Below are 19,467 nucleotides of genomic sequence, written 5' to 3' on the forward strand. Positions count from 1 at the left end.
ACCGTTGTCATTCCGCAACGCACGAGGTGTGGGACTACCGCAGCGGTGCAAGGGTGAGGGCCATGACGACGGCGTGGACCCTGCACCGTGGCGACCGGGCTCCCGTCCAGCAGAGCCCCGTGACGTGTGGCTCGGCCGCGCTCACCGTGGCGCGGATGCTGGCCGACCCGGGGTTCGCCGCGTGGGTGCTCACCGGTGGCACGGGGCCAGCCACCGGCGGGTTCGACGCCCCGGCGCTGGCGCGGTTCGGCGCGCAGGAGCGCGCCACGATGGGCCGCACCAACAGCCCGGTCGCCGCCGGTGGAGCCCTCAACCTGCCCTGGCCCACCTCCCTGGGCACCCCGCCCTGGGGCGCGCGGGCCGAGCTCCAGGAACGCACGCACGCCCGGTATGCCGTGTCGCAGCTGAGGTGGGCCGGCGGCGGTGGCCGCCGCGCGGCATACCGGCGCCTGTGCTCGACCGTGACCACGGCGCGGCCGGCGCTGCTCTACGTCGGCAACGCGTGGCTGCCCCGGCACATCACGCTGGTCCTGCCACCCGAGGGCGACGCGCGGCCCACCGTCTACGAGCCGGCGAGCGGCACGGTGCTGGCGCTGCCCGAGGGTGAGCTGGTCGGCGGCCGGCTCGGGCTCGGCGGCTGGGACGAGCCGTGGCTGCTGGTCGAGCCGGCAGGCTGAGACACGCGACAGGCCCCGACCCGGGAGCGGGTCGGGGCCTGTGTGCAGGAGCCCCGGCGGTCAGTCCTTGACGACCGGCACCAGGGTCACGTCGCGCACCTCGAGCGCCTCGGCGTCGGCGAAGCCGATGTCGGCCGTGATCTTGCCGGCGGCGCGCAGGTCGTCGAGCCCGGCGCGCACCCGGTCGAGCTCGGCGGCGGGGCCGGCCAGCGTCATCGCGCTGACCTCGGCGCGCATGCCGACCTTGGCCTCGGACTTGGCCTTGCGCACGCCCGCGAGGGCGGCGCCGACCGCGCCCAGGACCGCCGGATCGGCTTGCGCCGCAGCGGTCTTGACGTCATCGGCCTCCGGCCACGGGGCGCGGTGGATCGAGCCGTCGTGCCACCAGGACCAGACCTCCTCGGTGGCGTAGGGCAGGAAGGGCGCCAGCAGGCGCAGCAGCACGTCCAGCGCGATGCGCAGCGCGGCCCGGGCGGAGGCGGCGGCCTCCTCGCCGCGGGCGCCGTAGGCCCGGTCCTTGACCAGCTCGAGGTAGTCGTCGCAGAACGTCCAGAAGAACGCCTCGGTGACCTCCAGCGCGCGAGTGTGGTCGTAGGCCTCGAAGCCACCGGTGGCCTTGTCGACCACCTCGGCCAGGCCGGCGAGCATCGCCGCGTCGAGCGGGTCGGTCACCGCGGCCGCGAGGTCGCCCTCGACGTCACCGAAGGACAGGGCGAACTTGCTGGCGTTGAGCACCTTGATGGCCAGGCGCCGGCCGACCTTCATCTGGCCGGTGTCGTAGGCCGCGTCGGTGCCCAGCCGGGCCGAGGCCGCCCAGTAGCGCACCGCGTCGGCGCCGTGCTGGGTGACGATGCCCTCGGGGGTCTCGGCGTTGCCCTTGGACTTGGACATCTTCTTGCGGTCGGGGTCCAGGATCCACCCGCTGATGGCCGCGTGCTTCCACGGCAGCGAGTCGTGCTCGAGGTGGGCGCGCACGACCGTGGCGAACAGCCAGGTGCGGATGATGTCCTGGCCCTGCGGGCGCAGGTCCATCGGGAAGATCTTGGTGAACAGGTCGCGGTCACCGCGCCAGCCGGCCGCGATCTGCGGGGTCAGCGAGGAGATGGCCCACGTGTCCATGACGTCCGGGTCGCCGGTGAAGCCGCCCGGCTGGTCGCGCTGGGACTCCTCGTAGCCCGCCGGCACATCGGCGTAGGGGTCGACGGGGAGCTGGTCCTCCGACGGGGTGATCGGGTGGTCGAAGCCGACCTCGCCGTGGGCGTCGATCGGGTACCACAGCGGGATGGCCACGCCGAAGAAGCGCTGCCGGCTGATCAGCCAGTCGCCGTTGAGCCCGCCCACCCAGTTCTCGTAGCGGGTGCGCATGAACGGCGGGTGGAACTCCAGCTCGCGGCCCCGGGCCAGCAGCTGCTCCCGCAGGTCGGTGTCACGGCCGCCGTTGCGGATGTACCACTGGCGGGAGGTCACGATCTCCAGCGGCTTGTCGCCCTTCTCGAAGAAGTTCGCCTTGCGCTGGGTGGCCGTCGGCTCGCCGTCGAGGTCGCCGCTCTCGCGCAGCGCGTCGACGATCGTCGTGCGCGCGGAGAAGGTCGTCTTGCCGGCGAGGTCGTCGAACAGCTTCTTGCCCCGGGCCGAGGTGACCCACTCGGGCGTCTCGTGCTGGATCCGCCCGTTGCGCTGGATGACCGAGCGCGTGGGCAGCTGCAGCTCGCGCCACCACTGCACGTCGGTGAGGTCACCGAAGGTGCAGCACATGGCGATGCCGGCGCCCTTGTCGGGCTCGGCGGCGGGGTGCGCCAGCACCGGCACCTCGACCCCGAACAGCGGCGAGGTGACTGTGGTGCCGAACAGCCCGGCGTACCGCTCGTCGTCGGGGTGCGCGATGAGCGCGACCACGGCCGGGATGAGCTCGGGGCGGGTGGTCTCGATGTAGACCTTCTCCCCGTCGGCGCGGTGGAACGCGACGCGGTGGAAGTGGCCCGGGTAGTCGCGCGCCTCGAGCTCGGCCTGGGCCACGGCGGTCTGGAACGTCACGTCCCACAGGCCCGGCGCCTCGGCCTGGTAGGCCTCGCCGCGCGCGAGGTTGCGCAGGAACGCCTGTTGCGCCACGGCGCGCGAGCGGCCGTCGATGGTGCGGTAGCTGATGTCCCAGTCCACGGACAGGCCCAGCGTGCGCCACAGGTGCTCGAAGGTCTTCTCGTCCTCGACGGTGAGCACGTCGCACAGCTCGATGAAGTTGCGCCGGCTGATCGGCTTCTGGTCGGCTGCCTTGACGCTCTTGCCCTCGGCACCCTGCAGGGGCGGGACGAAGCCCTCCTCGTAGGGCAGCGAGGCGTCACCGCGCACGCCGTAGTAGTTCTGCACCCGGCGCTCGGTCGGCAGGCCGTTGTCGTCCCAGCCCATCGGGTAGAACACCTCGAAGCCGGCCATCCGCTTGTAGCGCGCGATGCAGTCGGTGTGCGTGTAGGAGAACACGTGGCCGACGTGCAGCGAGCCGCTCGCCGTGGGCGGCGGGGTGTCGATGGAGTAGATCTCCTCGCGGGCCTTGCTGCGGTCGAAGGTGTAGGTGCCCTGCTCGCTCCATACCTGCGCCCACTTCTCCTCGAGGCCGTCGATCGACGGCTTCTCCGGGATGGTCACGGCGCGCGGGGCGTGGGCGGGGTTGGTCATGCGTCGAATCCTCCCAGATGCCGCGGGGCGGTCACGAACGGGTTTGCCCTGCGTGCAGCGGTATGGCGTGCGCCCGGCTGGGCAGGGCTGGTTCAGGGCTGCTGACTGGCCGCGACGGCCCGTCGCCGCCCGGCGCGACGGCGACGTCGCGGCTGGGCGAGCATCCCGCCCAGCACCAGGGCCAGGAGGGCGCTGACGCCGCCGAGGCACCACCACAGGGCAGCCGTGCGCTGCGGGGCCAGCGGGTCGCTGACCTTGCGCAGGTCCAGCGGCTTGGCCCGGGCCGCGGCCACGGCGTGCGGGGCGCTGCCCGGGGCGACCGGCCCGGCCAGGCTGTCGTCCATCACGGCGGTCAGGGCCTCGTAGGGCTGGACCAGGCCCCAGCCGGCCCGGTCGTCGCGCCCGTCCCGGCGGTCGCGGGCGGCGGTCACCTCGAGCCGGTGCTTCCAGTCGGCGGGCGTGGCGTGCGGGAACTGCTGGGCCAGCAGGGCCGCCGATGCCGAGACGTAGGCGGTGGCGAAGCTGGTCGACTCGCCCTCGGCGCTGATGAGGCAGTCACCGGCCCCGTAGTAGGTGGTCAGGATGTTGGTGCCCGGCGCGGACAGGTCGACGTGCGGGCCGTGGATCGAGTCGTCGGTGACGGTGTCACCGAGGTCGGCCGCCGAGACCGCCACGGCCTCGGGGTAGCCGCCGGGGTAGCGCACCCCGTCGCTCTTGTCCTCCGCGGTGGTGCGGTTGCCGGCGGAGGCCACGACGAGCGCGCCCCGGCCGGTGGCGTACTGGACCGCGTCACGCAGTCGGGCGTCGTCGGTGGGGGTGCTCATCGAGACGTTGATGACCTGTGCCCCGTGGTCGGCCGCCCAGCGGATGCCCTCGGCCATGCGGTCGGGCCGGGGCCCGACGCCTGCGGCGCGGCTCTGGTCGTCGGCGCCGAAGAAGACGCGCACGGGCATGATCCTGGCGTCCGGGGCCAGTCCGACCACGCCCGACCCGGGGAGCCGGCGGGCGGCGATCTCGCCGGCGATCGCGGTGCCGTGGCCCGCCTCGTCGCCGTCCGCGCCCAGCCCGGGCACGAAGCTCTTGCCCGGCACCAGCACGCCCTGCAGGTGCTCGTTGTGCCGGTCGACCCCGGAGTCGACGACCGCGACGACGACGCCCCGACCGGTGGCCACGCCCCAGGCGTAGCGGGCATTGAGCCGTTGCAGTGCCGGGGGAGTGTCCTTGACCAGCTGGGCGATCTTGGGGTTGCACTCCTGGGCCTGCGCCACGGTCGGCGCGGTCACCGTGAGCCCGGTGGCCGCGATACTCGTGGCCGCGGCGAGGGCGAGCAGCCGGCGGGCGCGCATCAGCGGCCTGTCGAGATGGCGGACGACGCGGCCTTGACCGACAGGGTCGGCCCGGAGCGGAACAGCTCCAGCCACGCCTGCGGCACCGGGGTGACGTCGCCCTTGGCGTAGCCCAGGCGCGCGAGCACGTCGTCACCGCCCTCGACGGAGTAGGCCGTGGCCGTCTGGTCGATGGCCAGCACCGGTCCCCGGTTGATGATGTTGTCGCCGATCGCCCGCACGAGGGCGCCGGCACCTCCCTCGACCGTGGTCAGCGTGCCCTGCGCCGGGGTGGCCACGGAGGGCGCCGTGCTCAGGGAGACCTTCGGCAGGGTGGTCGGCCCGGCGGTCAGCGTGGCGCACGGGACGCCGTCGAGGGCCGTGGGCACCTGCTCGGGCCACTGCGGCGGCACGATCGAGCTGTCGGTGGTGCGCAGCGAGCCGACCTCGGCTGGGGTGGCCGCGATGTCGTTGCCGACGCCACGGCCCGAGCCGAGCTGGTAGAGGGCGTAGGCGAACGGCGGCAGCAGGGCCAGGTCGCCACTGGGGGTGACGAGGTAGCGGCGCGGGTCGCCGCCCGGGGTGGCCACGGCCAGCACCGAGCCGACGGTGGCGCCCTGGGGGAGACCCGACACGCTGCGCCCCACGCCGTCGAGGTTCAGCGGGCTCAGCTCCGGCCCGCTGGGGAACAGGTTGGTCCACGACGCCGGCGCCTCCACCGGGGTGGCGCCGTCGAGCCCGAGCGCACGCAGCACCCCCGGGCCGTCGCCCTCGGCCACCGGCAGGCGGTAGCCGCCGGTCACCACGAAGAGCCGACCGCCGGTGCGCACCACCACGGCCTTGTCCCGGGCCGGGATGCTCGCGGTCCCTGACCCGAGCGTGGTGCGGACACCGCCGGAGCGGCCGGCGCAGGAGACCCACCCCGTGCGGACCAGGCGCTCGCGCGGGGTCAGGGAGTCGGGGGCGCCGAGGATGCCGATCGTGGCGCCGCGAGGTGCGCGGGTGATCTTGTCGTCGTCGACGGTGACGACCTTGAAGGAGTTTGCGGGGATCAGCAGCCGGGCGCTGGAGGTGTTGATGATCGGGTAGAGCACCTGCTTGATGGCGACGTAGCGCGCACCGCTGGCCTTGGCGATCACCAGGGAGTTGTCGTCCCACCCGTCAGGCAGCGAGGGCTGCAGGGCGCCGGCCGCGAGGCCGCCCAGGCCCAGCAGGACCGACAGCGCGATGCCACCGACGACGGCGCGCAGCGGCCGCTGCGGCTCGACCTCACGGCCGCCCGGCGAGCCGCTGACGAAGGCGGTGGTGAGCCGCCGGCGGCTGAACGACTGAGCCTCGACCAGGTCCTTCTTCGTTGCCACAGAGGTTCCCTGCCTTCACCGTGTCAGAGCGAGCGGGCGGGGCGGTCCGCCGATGGTGGTCCGCCCCGCCCGAGGTGTATGCCGTGCCCGTCGCGTCAGTGCCGCCGCTGGTGCGCCGCCTGCAGGCGCGAGCGCACCACGAGGGTGCCGATGCCCAGCATCAGCAGGGCTGCGGCCAGGGACAGCAGCGGGACGATGTTGGCGCCGGTGTAGGCCAGCACCGGGTTGCTCGACTGTGCGGAGGACTGGGCGCGCGCCGGGTCCTGGGCGCCGACGGCGTTCTGGTAGGAGCTGCCCGCGCAGAGCAGGCCACCGCAGGCGCCGTCCTGGACCGCACCGTCGGCGCCGGCGTTGCCGCCCCCGAGGCCGCCGGTCGGGACCGAGCTGCCGCCGCTGTGACCGGGGGCGGTGGAGCTGGAGCTGGAGCCACCCGGCAGGCCCGGGAGGGACGGCAGCGTCGCGGTGACCGTGATCCCGCCACCGTCGGTGGGCGGCTCGGTCGTCGACGAGCTGGACGTCGTGGTCTCTGTCGGCGTCTCCGTGGACGGGTCGCTCGGCGTGGTGGGCGGCGTCGTGTCCGTCGGCGGGTCGGTCGGGTCGTCCGCGGCGGGGATCGCGGCGGCCACCCGGACGCCGGTGTCGAGCGTGTGTGCCTGCGCCACCCACGGCGTCACGCCCACGAGGCAGGCGGTGGTCAGGCCGGCAGCGGCAATGGCACTGAGACGGCGCATGGAAGTCACAGGTCCCCCTTGAGGTGGTCAGAAGTCGTGCCCCCGGCTCCGTGACGGAGTCGGGGGAACTTTACGGTCGGCCGGTGGATTGCGGCAAATGTCTGCTCGGTCACGTTCAGAAGACCCCCGCCGCCGCGAGCGAGAGCGGCAGCAGGGCCACGAGGCAGGCCCCATCGAGGGCGTCGGCGACCCGGCCCAGGCCCACGCGGGAGCGGGGGGCCAGCAGGGCCAGGGCGACCACGACGGCGGCTGCGCCGGCGAGGGCCACCCCCATGAACGGCCGCCACGACGGGTGGGTGAGGGCGGCGCTGACGCCGACGACGGCCAGGCCGAGCACCCCGACGACCATGGCGACCAGGACGCTGGAGCGGGTGCGGCTGTGCCGGGTGCGCAGCAGGACCGCGGCGAACGCGGTCGCACCCAGCACCGTGCCGAGCACCCCGGCGGACGCGGCCTGCGGGGCGCACACGAGGGCGACCAGACCGGTGGCCATGCTCAGGGCCAGCAGCAGCTGGTGGCCGAGGCGCACCTGGCGGCGAACTGCCGCGCGCTCGACCCGCGGCGCGTCGGCGTAGATCTCGGCCTCGGTGCGCGCGGGGTGGGTGGACAGCCGGCTGGAGGAGATGGCCAGCCAGGGGAGCAGGTTGCTGGTGATGACCGCGACGGCCAGCATCACGGCGCAGATCCCGGCGACGGCCCAGCCCGTGAACCCGGTCAGGGCGCCGACGACGGCCAGCGCGAGGCCGACGGCGGCGGACGCGCCGACCATGGAGCGGTAGTGGGTCACCGCCACCATCCCGGAGATGCCCGCGACGCACATCGCGGCTCCGGCGTAGAGCAGCGGTCGTGCCCACACGCTGCCGTGCGTGGTCACCGCGAAGCCGGCCACCGCGGCATACGCGGTGGCCACCACGGCCAGGGCGGCGGCGGGCACGTGCTGGTCACGGGTGTGCGCCAGGACCGCGGCGACGACCACGAGAAGGGCTGCCACGACGGCACCCATGGCCACGACGAGCGCCCCGTGACCGCGGGCGGTGAACAGGGCCACAGCGCCGGCCAGGAAGAAGACGACCGAGGCGCCGAGCGCGGTGCGGGCGCTGTTCTCCGCCGTCCACGGGGCGAACTGGGACTCGACCAGGTCGGCGACCGCCTCGACCACGTCGTCGTAGACCTTGGTCTCGACGGCGTCACCGGCCGGCTCGAGGGCAAGGACGAAGCCGTCCTCCACGCCCTGCGCCGCCAGGCTGCGGTCGGGCTCGACGGGGATCCCGTCGTGCCGCACGAGCCGGAAGCCCTGCGAGACGGTGTCGAGGTGGAGCTGGCCGAGCTCCCGGGCGAGCTCGGGGATGATCTCGGCGACGGGGATCCCGCCAGGCAGGCCGAGGTCGGCCCGCCGCGTGCCTGCGGTCACGGACAGGCGGATCAGCGTGGTCGCGGCGGTGCTGGTCTGGGTCACGGGCCCCTCCCCGGGTGACGGTCACGGCGTGCACGCCCCGAGCACCACGGCCGAGGGCGGGTCGAGCATAGCCACGACGAGAGGCTGCCGATGACTAGTCCGAATGGGCTAGTCTGCTCGCGGCCTCGTCCCAACGGGGCCGGAGGCACGTGCATGCCACAGGACACGACACGTCACGCGCCCCATGGGGGGGCCACGAACAGGGGAGGCAAACATGGCCGGTGAAGTCTCAGCTGCCGATGGTGCAATTGACCGGGGCGCCAAGATCATCTCCGACACCCGCGACCAGCTGAACTCCGAGCTGAGCGCGCTGCGCGGCAAGCTCGCAGGCATCGGCGCGCAGTGGAAGGGCTCGGGCTCGACGAGCTTCCAGTCCGCGATGAACCGGTGGGACGAGGACTCCCGCAAGATCATCGACGCGTTGAACCGCTTCGAGTCCAACCTGCGCTCGTCGCAGAGCACCTACACCCAGCGCGACGACTCGGCCCAGTCGTCGTTCAGCAAGCTCCAGTCCCGTCTCGGCTGAATCAGGGGGAACGCACATGTTCAAGGTTGAGTTCGGCGCACTCCAGCAGGCGGCCGGCGACATCAAGGCCGGTGCCAACAACATCGACAGCAAGCTGCAGCAGATGGACCAGTCCCTGGCCCCGCTGCGCTCGGACTGGACGGGTTCGGCCTCCGAGGCCTACACCCAGGCCAAGGCCCAGTGGACCTCCGCGATCCAGGACATGAAGCAGCTGCTGGCCGACATCGGCACCGCGGTCGATGCCAGCCACCAGGACTACTCCGAGGGCGAGAAGCACAACACCAACCTCTGGTAGCCGCCACGGTCGTGCCGGAGCCCCCGCGCGGGACTCCGGCACGTGCCGCGACGGCTGCGAGTGACCAGCACGACCGCGTGAAAGGGGAAACGCGATGAACTACCTGGCAGATGGCGGGGGCGGCGGCTACCCGGGGGGACAGCACGCCGAGTACGACTTCGAGATGATCCGTCGGCTGGCGCACTCCAAGGGCGCGGTGTGGACCGAGCACGCCAAGGCCAGCCACAGCAAGGTGACCTCGACGGGGCTGAGCGCGGACTCGTTCTCGGACATCCCCTCCTGCCAGGAGTTCGGTCAGGTCTACCAGGCCGCCTACGACATCTACGTCGCGACGCTGGCCGGCGTCCAGAAGGACGTCAAGGCCTACCAGGAGAAGCTGCTGGCGGTGGCCCAGCACATGGAGGACCGGGACCACCGAGCGGAGTCGGTCTTCGCCCACTTCGGCAACGACAGCTCCACGCTGGCGGTGCAGCGCAACTACGACGCGCAGACGCACACCGAGGAGGCGGCGGACGCCTCCGACGTCGTCCGCGAGACCCGTGGCGAGCAGCACTCGGGCGCCGGCCAGTCCGCACCGACCTCGGCGGACCAGGGCGACGCCGCGACGGTGACCCCCGCAGCGAGTGGCTCCGCCCCGACCACGGCCCCGACGCCGAAGGACGGGCAGACCCGCGTCCAGGCCAGCGCCGACCCCTACGCCAGCGACAAGCCGGGTGCCTGAGCTCGGCCCGGCCAGCACGAGAAGGAGCCACGTGAGCCCGACCACCGCCCGTCCGACCGGCAGACGGCGCCGTGCCCTCGCCACGGCGGCCGCACTCAGCCTGGCGCTGGGCGCCACCCTCGCTTCCGCGCTCTCCCACGCGCCGGCGGCACAGGCGGCGGTGCCTGCTCCGGTGGCCCTGTCCGCGGCCGACCAGCCCACGCAGTGGTGGTACGACGCCATGGGTTACGCCGAGCTGCACAAGTACGGCACCGGCAAGGGCATCACCGTGGCCGTCATCGACGAGCCGATCGACCCCAGCGTCCCCGAGCTGAAGGGCAAGCTTGCCTCGGTCACGACGCTCTGCCCGAACAAGGCGGTGGCGACCGGAACGGGCGCCGCGGCCGACCACGCCACCAACGTCGCCTCACTGATCGTGGGCACGGGGCGGGGCAACGGCGGTCCCGGCGTGCGAGGCATCGCCCCCGACGCCACGCTGCGGTTCTACGCCCTGGGTCGGGGTGACAACGACGTCTGCAACAACTCGTTCGACCAGACGATGGCCCAGACGATGGACCGGGCGGTCAAGGACGGCGCGAAGATCATCAGCATCAGCCTGGACGGTGGGTTCAACCAGCCGCTGTTCATCGCCGCCCTCGCCCGAGCCGAACGCGCGGGCGTGATCGTCGTCTCCGGCACCGATGACCAAGGCGGCGTGGACTACCCCGCCCTCGCCAACGGCGTGGTGTCGGTGAACTTCGTGGACCGGCACGCCAAGCTGGACCCCCTGGCGGCGCACGGCACCAAGAGCGCCGGGCTGGTCGACATCGCCGCCCCCGGGACGAACATGCTCATGGGCTCCCACCGGGGTGGCCGATGGGTGAGCGGGACGTGCGCCTGCCGCGGGTCCTCACTCGCCACGCCGCTGGTGGCCGGTGGTCTCGCAGCCGTGTGGTCGCACTTCCCACAGGCCACGGGCAACCAGCTCCTGCAGATGATGGTCAACACCCCGGGACTGACGCGAGGCAGCGCGTCCGGCGGCGGCAGCGGATGGGTCTACGGCTTCCGTCGGGTGGGGTCCGGGTTCCCGGCGGTGAAGCAGTCGGGCGGTGGATTCGGCTGGGGGATCTTCGACCCCGCGGACATGATGTACCGCCAGCCCGCGCAGTTCCCGGATGTGAACCCCGTCCTGGAGATCAGCAACGACGACAAGGTGTTGCCGACGTGGAGCCAGGTCACCGGCAAGCCGTTGCCCGGGCAGGGATCGACTGCGACCGCCACGGGCACGGCGTCGGCGACGTCCGGCGGCGCGGCCGCGGCACCGCACTCTGCCGATGGCGGAGGGTCACCCCTGGTGTGGGTGCTGGGGGGCGTGGTGATCGTGCTGGTGGCCGCCGGTGGGGTGGCGATGGCAGTCAGGCGGGGACGGAGCCGGCAGGCGCCGGCCGAGGAGAAAGCACTGGAGGGGAGCAGTCATGGCAGTGGCATCTGACGGGGGCGGCGGTTACGCCGGGGGCCCGAAGGAGCAGGAGCTCCGCAAGATCTACTCGTTCTCGTCCCAGGCCGGACCCGCGGCCAAGGACTGGAGCAAGGCCGCAGACGACATCACGGCGCTGGCCAAGAGCGTCGAGGCGACCAAGAGCGAGCTCAGCGCGTCGTGGAAGGGCGATGCCGCCAGCGCGGCCTTCTCGGCGATGGACACCCTCAAGTCCGCGCTCGACGCACGAGCAGCCCAGCTGCACCAGGTGAGCGACGCGCTCAGCAAGGCCGTCGCAGCGGCCAACGACGCCCAGACCGCCTATGAGACGCGGGTGGCCACGGTCCCGGTCTCGGTCGACGCCCAGCAGTACACCTCGCCGGGCATGTGCAAGACCGACGGCACCACCGTGCCGCCCAAGCTCGACCAGGCCGCCTACGACCAGGCGGTGGCGGACCAGAAGGCCAAGCGTGAGGCAGCCGCCGGTTCAGTGCTCACCGGCCTCAACTCGGACATGGGCGCCGCGACCGCGCAGGTGCCGGTCACGGGCTACCACCGCAAGACTGCGATTACGGTTGATCGGTGGCCTCCGAAGCCTCCGGTTCAGAGTGGCGGCGGCAGCGGGCCCTCACCGTTCACCGGGGCCAGCACCTCGGGCACCAACCACTACGTGTCCAGCTCCGGCTGGAACACCCAGAGCGGCGACCAGACCATCGCCCAGGTCGTGCCGTCCTTCGGGTCCGCCAACCCGGGCAGTGACTTCGTGACGTCCGCGGACGGCACCGTGAGCGGCGTCATCCCGGGCGCCGACGTCTCGCTGCCGCCCGGTGTCAGCGGCGTCTCCGGCGGGAGCGGCTCCGGGCTGACCGGCGCGGCCGGCGTCGGCGGCATGCTCGCCGGCGGCATCTCCGTCGGCGGCATCCTGCGCGGGGGCTCCGGCGCGGCCAAGGGCGGCCTGTCGGGCCTGACCAGCGGTCTGCGCGGCGGTCTCGGGTCCGTCGTCGCCGACGGTGAGGCCGCGCTGGGTTCGGCCGGCGGTCGCGGCGCGGCGGGCATGGTCCGCGCCGGTGGCGCCCTGTCCGGTATGCCGGGTGGCGCCGGTGCCGCGGCCGGCGAGGCCGCCGGCGGCCGTGGTGGCCTCATGCCCGGTGGCGGCGGCGGTGGCGGGATGGGCGGCAGCGGCGCCGGTGGCTCCGCGGTCCGAGGCGCCTCCGGTGCCGGCAAGTACGGCGTGCCCAAGCTCGATGGCCCGGGAGGCCGGGGCAGTGGTGCGGCCGCCGAGGGCGAGGCTGCCGAGCGGGCAGCCGGGTCCCGGGGCAGCGCGGGCTCGCGAGCAGCCGGGGGCACCGGCGGCACCGCCCAGGGTGGCGGCGCCGGCGGCGGGGCCGACGGACGACAGAAGCGCGACCGGGACTACCTCACCCACGAGGACGAGGAGAACTGGTACGACGACGAGACCGGCGCGAGCCCGTCCGTCTGGGAGTGACCACTGAGGTGCGCCGGCCTGCGGGCCGGCGTACCCGGCATACCACGGGGTTTGTGAGCTCAGGGAGGAGTCACCCATGGGTGGCGGGGGATTCGATGTCGAGATCGGCCAGATGGACCTGGCCGAGCAGCTCTTCGAGCGGCAGCAGGGCCACATGGCGGCGATCCGTGGCTACGTGAGCAGCACCTGCTCCGCGCCGGGGGCGTTCCAGGGGCTGATGAGCCTGCTGCGCGGTCATTACAGCGGCTGCCTCAGCCAGGCCGAGACGGGTCTGGACCACGGCGGTCAGGTTGCCGACCACTGCGCGTCCAAGATCGGGCTGACCCGGTCCACCTACCTGCGCATGGACAAGGCCGCCTACGACCGGTTCGCCGAGAAGGAGAAGGCGGCGGGGCGGACCGTGGCTCCCTACAAGCCCCCGGTCGGTGGCGGGTCCCTCGGTCCGGCCCGCTCCGACGTCCCGTTGCCGGAGGACTACGCCAAGGCTGCGCACTTCAGCTCCACGGGTTACTACGAGCCGGGCTCTGTCCTGGGGGCGGCGGGGAGCGCGCTCAGGGACACCACCAAGGAGGTGGGGGCGAAGGTGATCGAGGACAGCTGGGCGATCAACGACCCGGAGACGAAGCCCAAGCCGAACTGGGCCGACACGTGGCGTGCCGGGCACTACAACAGCGACCTGTACAACCAGGGCAACGGTGCCGGCATGGATCCGTCAGGGGGCTATCGCACCCCCGAGGACTACGCCCACGAGACGAAGGTGCAGAGCGCCTTCGACCAGGGCTACTACCGCGGTAGTCGCTACGCCGCCGGCCACGTCCCCGACGGCACGGCCTACTCGGGGGCCGCCGACCAGGACGGCTACATCACCCAGAACCGCCGACCCGGGAGCACCTGGGCGCCACACGAGCTCGGCGCGCCACTGGAGCTGAGCAACGGGCTCGGCGAGCTCGGCGAGAAGACGAACGGCGTCCTCGACGGCCTGGCGGGCGCGCGCGACGCCTTCGAGTCCGCGAAGGACGTCAACGACCTCGCGCACGGCGCGGCCAACACCGCGGGCACCACCTGGGCCCGGACCGACAAGGGGGGCACCTGGTGAGCATTGCCGAGACGATCGACCCGAGGTCAGCGCTCATCGAGCCGGCCATCCCGGACCCCACCGACTTCGCCAAGAAGCTGGAGGACGACTGCGGCTGGCTCCTCGGTGGGGTCCTGGGCTTCATCCGTGAGGCCTTCGGCATCGACCCCCTGGAAGAGCTGGTCAAGCCCCTCGTCGGCGACTGGACCGCGATGCAGCGGGCGCAGGGCGGGTGGGTCCAGGCCGGCCTCGCCAGTGACGCCGTCGGCAAGAACTTCGCGGCCCTCCCGGCGCAGACGCAGACCTCGTGGCAGGGAGGGGCCGGTGACGCGTTCCGCGCCCGCATGACGTCGCTCAGCGACGGCTACACGACGTACGGGCGCGGCTGCCGGGCCCTGTCGGAGCTGTCCGGGGCCCTGGTCGACGGGGCGAAGGCGGCTGCGGAAGGGATCGCGAACGTCCTGCAGCTCTTGATGTCCGAGGTCGAGCGCCTCATCGTCGAGGCCACCGTGCCCGTGGTGGGCTGGCTGGCCGGCGCGGCTGACGTGGCCATCCACATCAGGTCGTTCTGGGAGAAGATCCACCGCGGCTACGAGCTGCTCAAGAAGTTCCTGCTGATCCTGCAGAAGGCGGTCACGATCATCCACGAGGTCAACACGATCCTGACGCGGATCACGGTGGTGCTGAACGGCTTCGCGAGTGCGATGCACCTCGTGGCCGCGGACGAGGCCGACGACGCGGCAACGAAGGCCTTCGCATGACGGCCGGCGACTGGGGCGGAGCCGAGGCCGAGGTCGCGCGGGCTCAGTCGGCGCTCCAGGAGATCCGCGGCCTCATCGGGGAGATGCACGAGATCAACCGCGGGCTGGAGCGGGACGTCCGCGAGATGCGCGAGCAGATGCGCGCCGCCGACGAGGAGCGCGCCGAGCAAGCCAGGCGTGGTGAGCTGGGAGCCGACTGGGAGCGTCTCCAACGGCGGATCGACCTCAACCAGACCAGCGTGTCCGCGGTGGTCCGGGGCGAGGACGGCTCCGTCGAGGCGGAGCGGCTGCGGGAGCATGCTGACCGGCAGGCGCAGAGTCTGGCCGAGCTGCAGGAGGCCGAGCCGGAGGAGGGCGACGAGGACGAGATGGGGGAGCTGTTCGGGGTCATCCGCCAGGACCAGGCCGAGCTGCGTGCCCTCATGACGCAGGTGCGCGCGTTGCCGGTCCGCCGTCCGGAGGAGTGAGCCGGGGCGCCCTGCGACCGGCAGGGGCCGTGCAGGTTCAGCCGACGGTCGTCCGCCGGCGGCGGGTGCGGTTCGTGCTGACCTGCCATTGCCACCATCCCTGACGGCGGGTCAGGGCTGACAGCACCAGCAGCTCGATCGGGACCCAGGCCAGAAGCGCTCCGGCGGCCCACCACAATGCGACGCGCCTGCCCGCCGGGGTCGTGTCGTCGGGGTCGGCGTTGACCGCGGGCGAGATGCCGTAGGGGTCAACGAGCACCGGTCCGCGAGACCCCTGGCCAGCCGTCCGGAACGGCCCGAAGTGCACCGGTTGCAGGAAGCCGAGAGAGCTCCGTGTGAAGCGGTCGTACGACCCGGGGATCGTGAGCACCGCAGGGACGGTCTCCACGTCGCTCAGCCTCACCGTCGCGTGCGTCACGCCGTTGTCCGGCGACACGAGCGCCTTGGTCACGACGGCGTCCCCGGACCGCTGCATGACGAAGTTGTGGTAGACGTCGCACACGGCAGGAGCCAGCACCCGGGAGCCAGGTGCTGCTACGCATCGCCCCCGCCTCCCTCCTGCCCTGAACCCTGGAACATCGCCACCAGCTCGTCGTCACCACGCACCAGCACGTTGCGGACCGCAAGGGTGGCGAACGTCACGAACGCCAGCACGAACCCCACCACCGTCCCGGTGCCGTGCCACACGCTCGAAGCGCCGAAGAGTCGTCCGACCGTGCCGGCGACCCACCCGACGACGCTGCCGACCACGCCAGAGCAGACCAGGGCGGAGACCCAGAGCTGCCAGGTGGTGAGGAGGCGCCGGACGCGACGCCGCCGCAGGCGACGGTCGGTTGGGCCGCCGACGGGCTCCGGCGAGCCGGCGTCGAGGCCGGCCGCGCGACGGACCTGGCGGCTCGTGGCGTCCACACCGCTGATGTCCAGGAGCCTCCGGGGGAGCAGCAGCAGACCGATGGGCAGCAACAGCACGGGCAGGAAGCCACCCCACAGCAGGCGCGCGGTGCTGTCCTGGTCGCGGTTGCGCACCTCGGGGCCGGTCCCGCCCGCTCGGACAGCCAGGCGCAGCGTGTCCCCGACCCGGACCGGGTGCTCGGTCGTCGGCAGCACCACCTCACGTCCGTCGACGCGGGCCACCGGCGTGGTTGGCCCGGGCAATGCGCCAGGCACCGGGGTGTTGCTGTCCTCGACGATGCGCACCACCGGTGCGGAGACCGCGCGTTCGCCCGGCATCACCATCCGCTCGGCAGGCACCGCGACCGCGAACCAGGCAAGCAGCGGCAGCAGGACGGCGATGGCGAGCTGGGCCATGTCGGTCGACGGGGCCATGCCCGCAGCCACGGCCCGCGGCACGGCCAGCAGGCCGGTGCGGGCCGACTGGTTGGCCGCCGGGTCCTTGTCCACGGAGACCAGGCGACCCTCACCCCAGGTCATGGCGGGGGCGTAGCGACGGGTCCACCAGGCCTTGGGCGCGTAGACGCGGATCCGGCGCAGCGCCGGCCGGCCGTCGGCCGTCCCGAGCCCCCGTGCCAGCTGCTCGCTCGTGCGTCGGCCGAGCAGCACCGACCCGGGCAGGCAGGCCAGCCAGGCGATGGGGATCATCGGAGCGGTGAGCAGCGCGACCGGGACCATCGGCAGCAGGCCGGTGCGCAGCCAGACGTTGAGGCTCCGGTCGTGCAGCGGTTGCAGCAGCCAGCCGGTGATGTCGACCCAGGTGCGAAGCCACGCGCACGTCGCGGCGTGCAGCGGCGCCAGCAGCGAAGCGCCGTCACGCTCCTGTCGGACGGCCTCGGCCAGCACGGCCCTGTCCGCACCCAGTGTCGCCGACGACGGCAGGAGGACGTGGTGGCGGCGCAGACCGCGCAGGCTCAGGGCCTCATCCGGGCGCAGCGTCGGGGTGAGCCAGACCGTGGGGCGACGCAACCCTTCCGCAGCAAAGGCATCGGCTGCGGCAGCCGTCGCCTGCTGGTCAGCCCGGGCACCGGCGAGCTCGAGCACGGCGACAAGCTTCGCGGTCGCGGCCGTTGACCCCAGCGCTGCCGTGAGCGGCCCGGCGAGGAGGGCCACGAGCAGGCCGCGTCCGCTGTCGTCGACCAGCCACACGAGGTAGATGGGGGCCGCCATCGCGGCGGCGAGGGCATAACCACACACCAGCCAGGTCAGGGCCGCCCTGAGCCAGCGCGCCAGGATCACGACGGGATCCCGGCCTCGGCGTCCGCCTCCCGCCCGAGCTTCTGGGCCAGGCTGCGTCGGCGCAGCAGCGCGGAGGCCATGGTGGCTTCCACGACCAGCCAGGCGGGTCCGACCGTCCCGAGGTAGATCAGCTCGGTCGTGTGGTTGCCGTTCGCGTCGGCGTTGCGGGCGTAGGCGTGACCCGCCGGGTCCACCAGGACCGCGAGGGTGGCGCCGCGCGGCACGGAGAGGAAGGGACCGCGCATGCCCGAGGTCCAGCTCCAGGACGGGTGGGCGCGGCGGTAGCTCCGGATGCGCGACCAGGAGCGGGACTCCTCGATGTAGTAGCCCCGTGTGATCTTCCCGTCCGGCAGCCGGTAGTCGACCTGCTGCATGCCGATGTCCTGCTCGACGGTCTTGACGACCGTGGCACCCTCGACCCGCGTCATCGCGGTGTTGGCGTAGACGCTCTCGACCGCGGGGACAAGCCCCAGGAGGGCGCCCACGCACACGATGAAGGCCGCGACGGCACCCCACAGCGGCACTCGCGAGGAGACGTTGAGGCTGACGGCGATGAAGATCAGGCCCGCGATGATCTCGGGGAACACGGGCAGGCCACCCGGTGCGGCCGACCTGCTGTCCAGGTCGGGGTTGAGCGCCCACCACACGCCGGCGGCCACGACCAGGTGGAAGGCGATGACCAGGGCCAGGCGGTAGCGGAACCGCAGGCTGCCGCGAGGTCGCTCGCTGCGTTCCGGCGCGGTGCCGGAGGTGGGCAGCCAGGTGCTCTTCTCGGTCACAGGCGGACTCCCTATCCGGAGGTGAGGCGTCGGAACATCTCGAGGAGGTCGCCGGCCACGAGGGCAGCGGGCAGGCAGCACACCACGGCCAGTCCCTCCAGCAGGTCGGCCAGCCGCGACAGGCGCGGCGAGCTCCAGCCCCGCACGAAGGCGAGGGAGCCGGTCAGGGCGAGGACGGCGACGAGCAGCACCGTGGCGACCAGGGCCGCCGCCGCAGCCGGCCCGGCGAGCTGGCCCACGGCGTACAGCCCCTCGGCGAGGACCACCGCGGCGGCGCCGAGGAGCGCGAAGCGGGGGAGCCGGTCGCGCACGGCGCGCGACTGGTAGCCCAGCCCCATCACGGTGAGGGCGCACAGCCCCACGGCACCCCAGCGGGACACGCTCGTCCGGCCGGGGGTGGCCAGCAGGACGGCCAGGGCGAGAGGGGCGAGGGCCGCGCCCCACAGCGTGCCCGCGGCGACCACGTCACGCGCCTCGCGGAAGCGGTGCTGCAGCTCGGGCAGGCGGATCCGGCGCCGGCGCCGGCGGGTGGGCTCGCGGACCGACCAGATGGTGGTGGACAGGCGCTCGGTGTCGACCAGCTGCTCGTCAGGGACCTCCAGGCCCAGCGACGGCAGCATCCGCACCACCATCGGCGCCAGGCCCGCGACCACGGCGGCCACGGCGAAGCCCGGCCACTCGAGCAGCACGCCCAGCACGTTGACCACGCCAAGGACCGCCAGGACCACCAGGGCGACCCGGGCGGCGCCGTCGCGGGCACCGGAGCTGACCCGGGCCACGCCGGCAACGACGGCGCCGACCGTGCAGCCGGCGATGAGGGCGACCCGTCCGGCGCCGGCGGCGTCGAGGGCGGGCAGGCTCATGCCGGCCGCGACGCCGAGGACCGGCGCCACCAGTCGGGCTCCCACCGAGGCGCGGTCGTCGCCGGCGCGCAGCGCGAGGGCCAGTCCGGTCACCAGGAAGAGGGCGGCGGAGCAGCCCCACAGCCAGGGGGTGTCGGTGCGGTGCTCCCCGTACGTGCTGGTCCCGAGCACGGCCAGCGCCACGAGGGCCAGGCCGCCGGGCACCGCGGCGAGCGCCAGGGCGGCTGAGGACCCGGCGAAGCCGGCCGCCCGGCGGTCCACCACGGGCGGGAGGGCGTCAGGGGCGGCCGGCTCGACCGCCGGCGCTGGCGCCGGGTCACTGGCGCGGGCGCGTCCGCCGGAGGCGCCGGGGGAGCGGTCCAGGTCGACCTGGCCGCGCGGCCCCTCGGTGCCGTGCGCGTCGACCACGGTCAGCACGGTCGCCTCGGCGGCCACCTCGGCGAGCAGGTCGTAGGGGCCGAACACCCGCCCGAGGGGTGTGGCCACGGCATACCCCCGGTCGTCCGCGGCGAAGCCCAGGGCGTGGAGCACGTCGCCGACCCGTGCCTGGGAGGGGGCGACGAGGTCGTGGTGCCGTCCTCCGGCGACCACGGTGACCCGCTGTGCGGCAGCGTCGGCCAGCGTCATC

The 19,467-nt window shown here is 73.3% G+C and carries 18 protein-coding genes; 9 read left to right on the plus strand and 9 right to left on the minus strand.

Features of this window, described 5'->3' with window-relative positions:
- Positions 1–62: 62 nt before the first annotated feature.
- Positions 63–677, plus strand: coding sequence for a hypothetical protein (locus FB474_RS05305; protein WP_141787690.1), 615 nt, complete (start codon positions 63–65; stop codon positions 675–677).
- Positions 678–737: 60 nt separating this feature from the next.
- On the opposite strand, the gene valS is transcribed toward FB474_RS05305, so the two are convergent.
- From valS to eccD, 5 genes are all read right to left on the minus strand, one after another.
- Positions 738–3,347, minus strand: a complete 2,610-nt coding sequence (gene valS / locus FB474_RS05310) for a valine--tRNA ligase (RefSeq protein WP_141787691.1) — start codon at positions 3,345–3,347, stop codon at positions 738–740.
- 92 nt (positions 3,348–3,439) lie between these two features.
- Positions 3,440–4,693 carry a S8 family serine peptidase gene (locus FB474_RS05315; RefSeq protein ID WP_141787692.1) on the minus strand — a complete coding sequence of 418 codons (1,254 nt, stop codon included), beginning with the start codon at positions 4,691–4,693 and terminating at the stop codon, positions 3,440–3,442.
- The gene (gene eccB / locus FB474_RS05320; RefSeq protein ID WP_141787693.1) at positions 4,693–6,033 is read right to left on the minus strand and encodes a type VII secretion protein EccB; all 1,341 of its coding nucleotides are present in this window, start codon (positions 6,031–6,033) and stop codon (positions 4,693–4,695) included. Before eccB ends, FB474_RS05315 begins: the two co-directional genes overlap by 1 nt.
- A 95-nt stretch (positions 6,034–6,128) precedes the next feature.
- Entirely contained in the window at positions 6,129–6,773 is a 645-nt protein-coding gene (locus tag FB474_RS05325) for a hypothetical protein (RefSeq protein ID WP_141787694.1), read from the minus strand.
- Between the two features lie 106 nt (positions 6,774–6,879).
- The gene (eccD, locus tag FB474_RS05330; RefSeq protein ID WP_141787695.1) at positions 6,880–8,220 is read right to left on the minus strand and encodes a type VII secretion integral membrane protein EccD; all 1,341 of its coding nucleotides are present in this window, start codon (positions 8,218–8,220) and stop codon (positions 6,880–6,882) included.
- 214 nt (positions 8,221–8,434) lie between these two features.
- Between eccD and FB474_RS05335 the strand changes: the two genes are divergently transcribed.
- The 8 genes from FB474_RS05335 to FB474_RS05370 all read left to right on the plus strand — a co-directional run bounded on the left by FB474_RS05335 (position 8,435) and on the right by FB474_RS05370 (position 15,007).
- The gene (locus FB474_RS05335; RefSeq protein WP_141787696.1) at positions 8,435–8,746 is read left to right on the plus strand and encodes a WXG100 family type VII secretion target; all 312 of its coding nucleotides are present in this window, start codon (positions 8,435–8,437) and stop codon (positions 8,744–8,746) included.
- Between the two features lie 16 nt (positions 8,747–8,762).
- Complete coding sequence (locus FB474_RS05340; protein ID WP_141787697.1) at positions 8,763–9,041, plus strand: WXG100 family type VII secretion target; 279 nt, start codon at positions 8,763–8,765, stop codon at positions 9,039–9,041.
- A gap of 94 nt (positions 9,042–9,135) precedes the next feature.
- Positions 9,136–9,762: a hypothetical protein gene (locus FB474_RS05345; RefSeq protein WP_141787698.1), complete on the plus strand. Its 627-nt coding sequence runs from the start codon at positions 9,136–9,138 to the stop codon at positions 9,760–9,762.
- A gap of 31 nt (positions 9,763–9,793) precedes the next feature.
- Positions 9,794–11,233: a S8 family peptidase gene (locus FB474_RS05350; protein ID WP_141787699.1), complete on the plus strand. Its 1,440-nt coding sequence runs from the start codon at positions 9,794–9,796 to the stop codon at positions 11,231–11,233.
- On the plus strand, positions 11,217–12,704 hold the full coding sequence (locus FB474_RS21330; protein WP_141787700.1) for a WXG100 family type VII secretion target: 1,488 nt from the start codon (positions 11,217–11,219) through the stop codon (positions 12,702–12,704). The genes FB474_RS05350 and FB474_RS21330 overlap by 17 nt, the downstream gene beginning before the upstream one ends.
- Before the next feature lie 76 nt (positions 12,705–12,780).
- Positions 12,781–13,800 carry a hypothetical protein gene (locus FB474_RS05360; protein ID WP_141787701.1) on the plus strand — a complete coding sequence of 340 codons (1,020 nt, stop codon included), beginning with the start codon at positions 12,781–12,783 and terminating at the stop codon, positions 13,798–13,800.
- The gene (locus tag FB474_RS05365; RefSeq protein ID WP_141787702.1) at positions 13,797–14,540 is read left to right on the plus strand and encodes a hypothetical protein; all 744 of its coding nucleotides are present in this window, start codon (positions 13,797–13,799) and stop codon (positions 14,538–14,540) included. The genes FB474_RS05360 and FB474_RS05365 overlap by 4 nt, the downstream gene beginning before the upstream one ends.
- A complete protein-coding gene (locus tag FB474_RS05370) occupies positions 14,537–15,007 on the plus strand; it encodes a hypothetical protein (RefSeq protein ID WP_141787703.1) in 471 nt (156 codons plus the stop codon). Before FB474_RS05365 ends, FB474_RS05370 begins: the two co-directional genes overlap by 4 nt.
- 37 nt (positions 15,008–15,044) lie before the next feature.
- Here FB474_RS05370 and FB474_RS05375 read toward each other — a convergent pair whose 3' ends face one another.
- Genes FB474_RS05375 through FB474_RS05390 form a run of 4 tightly spaced genes read right to left on the minus strand, consistent with a single transcriptional unit; the run spans position 15,045 to position 19,466 of the window.
- Positions 15,045–15,509, minus strand: a complete 465-nt coding sequence (locus tag FB474_RS05375; protein WP_141787704.1) for a hypothetical protein — start codon at positions 15,507–15,509, stop codon at positions 15,045–15,047.
- 32 nt (positions 15,510–15,541) lie between these two features.
- The gene (locus tag FB474_RS05380; RefSeq protein WP_141787705.1) at positions 15,542–17,197 is read right to left on the minus strand and encodes a hypothetical protein; all 1,656 of its coding nucleotides are present in this window, start codon (positions 17,195–17,197) and stop codon (positions 15,542–15,544) included.
- Complete coding sequence (locus FB474_RS05385; protein WP_141787706.1) at positions 17,194–17,976, minus strand: hypothetical protein; 783 nt, start codon at positions 17,974–17,976, stop codon at positions 17,194–17,196. The genes FB474_RS05380 and FB474_RS05385 overlap by 4 nt, the downstream gene beginning before the upstream one ends.
- Positions 17,977–17,987: 11 nt before the next feature.
- A complete protein-coding gene (locus tag FB474_RS05390; RefSeq protein WP_141787707.1) occupies positions 17,988–19,466 on the minus strand; it encodes a hypothetical protein in 1,479 nt (492 codons plus the stop codon).
- Position 19,467 lies beyond the last annotated feature (1 nt).

Source organism: Oryzihumus leptocrescens (assembly GCF_006716205.1).
GTDB lineage: Bacteria > Actinomycetota > Actinomycetes > Actinomycetales > Dermatophilaceae > Oryzihumus > Oryzihumus leptocrescens.